The 4881-nt window shown below is 71.2% G+C and carries 5 protein-coding genes; 3 read left to right on the forward strand and 2 right to left on the reverse strand.

The window, feature by feature from the left end; all coding sequences use genetic code 11:
• Positions 1-316 precede the first annotated feature (316 nt).
• Entirely contained in the window at positions 317-706 is a 390-nt protein-coding gene (locus tag AB0C69_RS38030; protein WP_353835688.1) for a VOC family protein, read from the forward strand.
• Between the two features lie 109 nt (positions 707-815).
• Here AB0C69_RS38030 and add read toward each other — a convergent pair whose 3' ends face one another.
• Positions 816-1808 (reverse strand): adenosine deaminase, encoded by a 993-nt coding sequence (gene add, locus AB0C69_RS38035; RefSeq protein WP_360360729.1) that lies wholly within the window; start codon positions 1806-1808, stop codon positions 816-818.
• Between the two features lie 282 nt (positions 1809-2090).
• On the opposite strand from add, the gene AB0C69_RS38040 reads away from it, so the two are divergent.
• Complete coding sequence (locus tag AB0C69_RS38040; protein ID WP_360360732.1) at positions 2091-3110, forward strand: NADAR family protein; 1020 nt, start codon at positions 2091-2093, stop codon at positions 3108-3110.
• A gap of 33 nt (positions 3111-3143) precedes the next feature.
• Here the strand turns inward: AB0C69_RS38040 and AB0C69_RS38045 are convergent, their stop codons facing one another.
• Complete coding sequence (locus AB0C69_RS38045) at positions 3144-4022, reverse strand: A/G-specific adenine glycosylase (protein ID WP_360360735.1); 879 nt, start codon at positions 4020-4022, stop codon at positions 3144-3146.
• Between the two features lie 69 nt (positions 4023-4091).
• Here AB0C69_RS38045 and AB0C69_RS38050 point away from each other — a divergent pair, with 69 nt between their 5' ends.
• Positions 4092-4703, forward strand: coding sequence for a hypothetical protein (locus AB0C69_RS38050; protein ID WP_360360738.1), 612 nt, complete (start codon positions 4092-4094; stop codon positions 4701-4703).
• Positions 4704-4881 lie beyond the last annotated feature (178 nt).

The raw sequence follows: 4881 nt of genomic DNA on the forward strand, positions 1-4881 counted from the left end.
CCGGCCAGATCGTCATCGTCGGCACCGAGGGCTTCGACCCCGACAACACCGACACCGCCGAGAACGCCAAGTTCACCTTCAAGGGCGTGCCGAAGCCGTCGACCGTCCCCGACAGCCCGCCGCCCATCGAGGGCGCGGTCAACTTCAACAAGGACTGACGTCCCGCGCGCGAAGGCCCGCGACTGGAGGAACTGGTCGCGGGCCTTCCGCATGTTCGCGGCTCGCATGTGTGGGCGGCTCGCGTGTGGGCGGCTCGCATGGTCGCGATTCTCCTGGGCAGCCTCCCCTCACAAGATCGACTGTCTTGGGAGCCGCCATGAGCCGTCTGACCCTCTCCGCCCCCGTCCTCGACGCCCCCGACCCGCACGTGCTGGCGGACTTCTACCAGCGCCTCCTCGGTTGGACGGTCGTGCAGGACGAGCCCGACTGGGTGAAGCTGCGTCCCCCGGGCGGCGGAACCGGCCTGTCGTTCCAGACAGAGCCGCTCTACAAGCCCCCCACGTGGCCCGCCGCGGACGGCGCCCAGTTGCAGATGGCCCACCTCGACTTCGAGGTGGACGACGTGGACGCCGCCGGAAAGCACGCCGAGGCAGTGGGCGCCGTCCTGGCCGACTTCCAGCCGGATGACGACTTCCGGGTCTACCAGGACCCGGCGGGGCACCTGTTCTGCCTCTTCACGCGCGAGCCGGAGAAGCCGGTGGGTTAATCCACAGAACGCTGTTCGGTCTCCGGCGACCGCCGCGCTCGGGAACCCTGAAGGTGACTTCAGGGAGGCCCAGTGTGCGACCAGATCGCCATCCGAAGACCCCGCCCGCTCACCTCGAAGGGGAGGGGGGCGGGGTGGCAAGCCAGGCCTGTATCGCTTCTCCGAGGGCCTTCTTGGTCTGAGGCAGGGCGAAGGAGGCGGTGACCGAGGCTCGGGCCAGGTCGGCCAGGGTGAGGTCGTCGTAGGCGAAAGTGGCGCGGACGTGCGCGTACTCGGTGGCGAGGGGGGTGTTGATCAGGGCGGGGATGTCGGTGTTGAGAGTGACCAGCAGGCCCGCTTCTCGAAGGCGTGGGAGGGGGTGCGCGTCCAGGGACGGGACGAATCCCAGCGCGACGTTGGAGGAGGGGCAGACCTCCAGGGGGATCCCGCGTTCGCGGACCTCGGCCACCAGGTCGGGATCGTCCAGGACCCGGATGCCGTGGCCCAGCCGCTCGGTGCGGCCGGGGCCGAGCGCCTGCCGGATACTGGCCGCGCCCTCGGCCTCGCCCGCGTGGTGGACGACGTGGAGCCCGGCGTCGTGCGCGGCGGCGAAGACCTCGGTGAACGGGTCACCGGGGTGGGCCTCGTCGCCGGCGAGGCCGACGGCGACCACGCGCTCGTGACGCCGGGCCAGGTCCAGGGTCCGCCAGGCGCGCTCGACGGACCGGCGGCGGGAGTGGTCGAGGATCACGCGGCACTCGATGCCGAAGGCCTCCCGGCCCGCCTCAAGGCCCTCCAGGACGGCCGCCAGAGGCATGCCGAGGTCTCCGAGGCGCTCGCCATGCGCGGCGGCCGTGAACGAGACCTCGGCGTACCGGACGCCCTGGGCCGCCTCGTCCTCGCAGAACTCGTAGGCGATGCGGTGGAAGTCCTCAGGCCGCTGCAGGCAGGCGCGGACGAGGTCGTTCTGCGCGAAGAAGGAGGCGAAGTCGCCGAACGCGCCGAGGTCTTCGGGGACCGGCACGCCGTTGGCGGCGCCGATCTCGCGGAGTGTGGCGCCGCGGACGGTGCTCTCAAGGTGGACGTGCAGGTGGGCTTTGGGCAGGGTCAGCAGATCACGCACTGGCGTACGGTACGAGCCCGGGCCCTGGGCTGACGAGCGAATTTCCGTTGACCGGCGGGGCGGAACCGGCCCAAGATCGACCGAATGCGCGGCCCCGAGGTGGGGTTCGGGCCACCGGGTGAGGTGACGGCCGCCGAGCGGCTGCGCTCCGCTTCCCTGGATGAGGATTGAGGAGTTTCCCTGTTGCTACGGATCCACCGGACAGAGGACGGACGGCGCATCGAGGGCGTCGCGCGGCCCGTCTTCATCCACAACGGCTCCTACCACCTCACGAACCTGCTGGTGTTCGCGGACGGCGCCATCAACTGCTGGGAGTGGGTCGACCTGGAGGGTCTTCGGGAGAAGCTCGAATGCGGCTGGGTGGTGACGGAGGTACCCGAGGGCGGTGAGATCAGCGCGTTCGAGCTCGGCCGGTGGAAGGCCGCCGAGCCGATGTTCGGCCTCACCTCGGAGATGCTGCTGGGGGAGGTGGCCGACGACATCGAGCGCCTGAACGACCGGCCCGATTCCACCGACCGCTGCCTGGCGGCGCTTGACCGGTACCTGGAGTCGCGTGACGAGGCCGACCGGCTGGCGCTGCGCGAGGCCTACCTGGCGATGCCCGCCCACAAGCGCCACTATTCGCTCGGTGACATGGACAACAAGGACCGGCCGCTGGTCTTTCTGTGCACCGACGTCGGGGAGCGTCCGATCGGCGGCTGGTTCGACGATGACGTGGTGACCGAAGCCATGCGGGAATGGGCTCTGGACTACTTCGCCCAGGAGGCCCGCGCACGCGCCGAATACGAATCGAAGAGGTCGGGGGACGATCCACAGGAACCCCCGGGCGGGACGATTCACCTGGGCGGGCGCGTGTTTCCGCGAGGATGGCCGGAGAGCCCGGGAATCGATGCCCTGCAGAACGACTACCCGGCCCCGATCGAGGCCGGCGGCGTCCTCTACCCGTCGGTCACGCACGCCTACTGGGCGCTGTCCACCGAGGATCCCCAGGTCCGGGAGCGGATTCGCGCCGCGGAACGCCCCTACGACGCCCAGAAGCTCGCCGAAGAGGCCTCACGCGTCCAGGGATGGCCACAGGTCAGGACGGCCGTGATGGCGGGCCTCATGCGCGCCAAATACGCGCGGCATCCCGAGCTGGCGGAGATCCTTCTCGGCACGGGAGACGCCCCCATCGGGTATGGCGGAATCGAATCCGACCACTGGATCACGCGCGGAGACAGAGGCCGCAACTGGGTGGGCCGGCTGCTGGAGCTCATCCGATCCGAAATACGCGCACAGAGAGCCGGCCTGCCATTCCCCTGAGAAGGCGGATCCCTTGCGGACGGGCGCGAGAGTTCAGCCGGGAAGGGCGTAGCGGCCGTCTTCGAGGGGGTCGACCAGGCCGTCCGCGATGAGGGTGTCCAGGGCGCGTTCGCGTTGGACGGCGTCCGACCAGACGACGTCCAGGGCTGGTTTCTCGACCGGGTGTTCGGCGTCCCGCAGGACGGCCAGGAGTCGCCCCCGGCATTGCCGGTCGGTTCCGGCGTACGTCTGGCCCCTTCGTGGCGGCCCGTCGTAGGCGGGACGGCCGGTCAGCTGCCACGTGCACCTGTCGATGACGGGGCAGTCGACGCAGCGAGGCGAACGGGCTGTGCAGACGAGTGCGCCCAGTTCCATGACCGCGACGGCCCAGCGGGCGGCGGTCGGCGGGTCGAGCGGCAGGAGGCTCTCCGCGAGTGTGACCTCGGCCTTGGTCTGCGCCTTCGGCGGGTACTCGACGCCGGAGAGCAGCCGGGCCAGGACGCGGCGGACGTTGGTGTCGAGGACGGCGTGACGCTGCCGGAACGCGAAGCTGGCGACGGCGGCGGCGGTGTAGGCGCCGATGCCGGGGAGCGCCAGCAGGTCCGCGTGCGAGGAGGGGACGTCGCCGCCGTGCCGTTCGGTGATCGCGCGGGCGGCCTCGTGGAGGCGCAGGGCGCGGCGCGGGTAGCCGAGCCGGCCCCACGCGCGGACGGCCTCGCCGGACGGTTCGGCGGCGAGCGCGGCGGGCGTCGGCCAGCGGGTCGTCCAGGCCTCCCAGACGGGCAGGACGCGGGAGACCGGTGTCTGCTGAAGCATGATCTCGCTGACGAGGACGCCCCAGGGGGTCGCGTCCGGCGCCCGCCACGGGAGGTCCCGTGCGTTCGCGTCGTACCAGGCGAGGATCGGCGTGGTGAGTGCGGATTCGGTGTTCATGGCGCGTCGCCATTGTGGCACGCGGCGGGTCGCCCGCTCTTCCCGCCCGGGTGAATGCATACTGCCCGCATGGGGGCGAACACTGAGCGCGACCAGGACGGCTCTGGGCTCGATCGGTACTGGCGCCGGCGCGTGTGGGCCCTGGCAGGCGTCCTCGGGGCCGTGGGCCTGCTGGCGTGGACGTGCCAGGGAGGCGCCGGAGAGGAGAAGCCGGGCCACGACGCGGGCGCGGCCGAGCGGACGAGCGCTCCGCCGCCGAGCGCGATGCCGACGGTCACCGTCACCACGACGACCACGCCCGCGCCGGAGCAGGCCGACGGCGGCCCCTGCGGCCGCGGTGACCTCGTGGTCAACATGTCCGCCGCGAAGAGCGTCTACGCGGGGTCCGAGCGTCCGGAGTTCCGGGTCACGGTCGTCAGCACGCGTGACGGCTCCTGCGCGTTCGACACGGGATCGCTGGAGGTCCGCATCACCTCCGGCGCGGACCGCGTCTGGTCGTCGAGCAAGTGCCGCAAGGGCGACGCCCCCAAGGCGACGCTACGGCGCGGCATCCCCTACGTCGACGACGTCGTCTGGGACCGCCACCGCGACTGCAAGAACACCGTCCGAGCCCGCCCCGGCACCTACGTGGCCACCCTGAAAGGCGCGAAGGCCAAGAAACAAGTCTTCGCCCTCCGCTAACCCCTCGCCCAGACCCCAAGCCGCCCCGCGTGCGCTGGCCCCAACTCGCTCCGCCTGTGGTGGCCCCAACTCGCTCCTCTTGTGCTGGCCCCAACTCGCTCCGCCTGTGGTGGCCCCAACTCGCTCCTCTTGTGCTGGCCCCAACTCGCTCCGCCTGTGGTGGCCCCAACTCGCTCCT

The sequence above is a fragment of the Actinomadura sp. NPDC048032 genome (assembly GCF_040653175.1).
Lineage (GTDB): Bacteria > Actinomycetota > Actinomycetes > Streptosporangiales > Streptosporangiaceae > Spirillospora > Spirillospora verrucosospora.